Here is a 2,080-nt window from a genome sequence, read left to right on the forward strand (position 1 = left end):
CCCCGCTACGGATCTTTTGTGTAAGTTCTGTTCTGTCAAGTCTCACAGAAAGTTAACAATACCTATATTATTCGCCAGGTTAGCCATCCGCGATCCGCGATCGCCCAAAATCACGCTATGCTCTTTCCCGAACTGAGCTAGCCTAGAAACAAGGAAAGATTTGAATCAAGCATATCAATAAGACTGACCATGAGAACCCACCACACCCGCAGTCAGGAGCGTATTTTAAATCTGCTCAAGACCCTCAACCGCTCAATTTCAGCTCAAGATATATACTTAGAACTGCGTAACAGCGACCAAAGCATGGGTTTAGCGACAGTTTACCGTTCTCTGGATGTCTTAAAGCGGGAGGGAATTATTCAGGTGCGGACTTTGGGTAGCGGGGAGTCCCTCTATAGCGTGGTACAAGAAGACCAACACCACCTAACTTGTCTGGAATGCGGGGACTCGATTCCCATTAACGAATGTCCCGTCCACGAATTGGAACGCCAGTTACAAAAGTTGCACTCATTCAAGATTTATTACCATACGCTGGAGTTTTTCGGACTGTGCGATCGCTGTGCTTTGACTCAAGAATCTTAAGTGTAGGCTACAGTTTGTTTAGGCTAATGGCTAATGACTAATGGCTAATTCCTAATTACTCCCAGCCTCCTAGTCTCCCTATCTCCCTATCTCACGGATCGCGCCTAAAATAAAAAAGAGATTTATAAACTAAAAACGCGATCGTGAGCGATTCTACCCTAGAACAGATATTGAAACTGGCAACTGTGCGAGCAGAGGCCGCTGAAGTTTACTACTTATCCAGCCAAGACACCCCAATCGAATTTGAAAATAATCGCCTCAAATCCCTGCAAACCAAAGCCCTACAAGGCGTTGCACTGCGGCTAATTTATAAGGGGAAACTGGGTTTTGCTAGTTCCACAGACTTGACGCGGTTAGAAGACTTGGTAGACGCGGCCATCCAAACCGCTGAAATCGGAGATCCCGCAGAGTTTGAACTCGCTGATAACTTCCAGATGACGGCCCCGGAAACCACCTACACGCCGCCGTCAACTCAAGAATTAGTGGAAGTTGGCAAGGGACTAATCGAACAAGTTCACGCCTACAATCCAGATATTCTCGTAGATGTGGGGTTTCACGTCCGCAGCGGTCGAGTTAAAATTGCGACAACGCGAAATGTCTATGCCGAAAGGTCTAGCCAAATACTCAGCGGTAGTATTTCCGGCAATTTAGTCAGGGGAGAAGATTTTCTCCAAGCTTACGGCTATGATGTAGCACGCGATCGCCCCTTAGACACCGATAGCATTCTCCAAACTCTCCTGCAAAAATATCGCTGGGCCGAAAATCAAGCCACCATTACCAGCGGTTCCTATCCAGTCTTGTTTACCCCCAGAGCCGCCGCTAGCACCCTAGCCAGCTTATTTGATACCATCCTTTCAGGTCAAGTAGTCGTCCAGAAAGCCTCTCCCTTAGTTGACAAAGTAGGTGAAACCCTATTTGACAAACGCTTTACCCTATTTGAAGATCCCACCATCGGGCCTTCCGCCTGTCCCTTTGACGACGAAGGGACTCCCACCAGCCGCAAAGTCTTAATTGACCAAGGTACAGTCATGGGATTTTATTGGGATCGTCGCTGGGCTGCCCGTGCAGGTGTACAATCTACAGGCAACGGTTTCCGAGGTGGACTGTCTCGCCCTGGCCCCGATTTAGTCAACCTCTGCATTGCCCCTGGAAATACGCCGACAAGCGAATTAATTGCCAGCATGGAAGAAGGGCTAATAGTAGATCAGGTTTTGGGTGCTGGTCAATCTAATGAGTTAGCAGGCGAGTTTTCTGTTAACTTGGATTTAGGCTACAAGGTCGAAAAAGGTCAAATTGTCGGTCGCGTGAAGAATACAATGGTGGCAGGCAGTATTTTTGAAGCCTTTAAAAATTTGGCAGATTTAGGGAGTGAACCGGAATGGGTTGGAGGTGGGGCTTATTTACCGAGTATGCTGTTTCAACAGTTAGGTGTAGCCTCTAGACAAAATTAAGATGGAAAGTTGCTATAAGACTTGTAACGCCGCCCTCTGGGCGGTAA

Annotated in this window: 2 protein-coding genes; both read left to right on the forward strand. The window is 47.5% G+C overall.

Features of this window, described 5'->3' with window-relative positions; all coding sequences use genetic code 11:
- Positions 1 to 189: 189 nt before the first annotated feature.
- Positions 190 to 582, forward strand: a complete 393-nt coding sequence (locus PN499_RS25060) for a Fur family transcriptional regulator (RefSeq protein WP_272035651.1) — start codon at positions 190 to 192, stop codon at positions 580 to 582.
- A 143-nt stretch (positions 583 to 725) separates the two neighbouring features.
- The gene (locus PN499_RS25065) at positions 726 to 2,033 is read left to right on the forward strand and encodes a TldD/PmbA family protein (protein ID WP_272035653.1); all 1,308 of its coding nucleotides are present in this window, start codon (positions 726 to 728) and stop codon (positions 2,031 to 2,033) included.
- Positions 2,034 to 2,080: the final 47 nt, after the last annotated feature.

Source organism: Kamptonema animale CS-326, from assembly GCF_028330895.1.
Classification (GTDB): domain Bacteria; phylum Cyanobacteriota; class Cyanobacteriia; order Cyanobacteriales; family Microcoleaceae; genus Kamptonema; species Kamptonema formosum.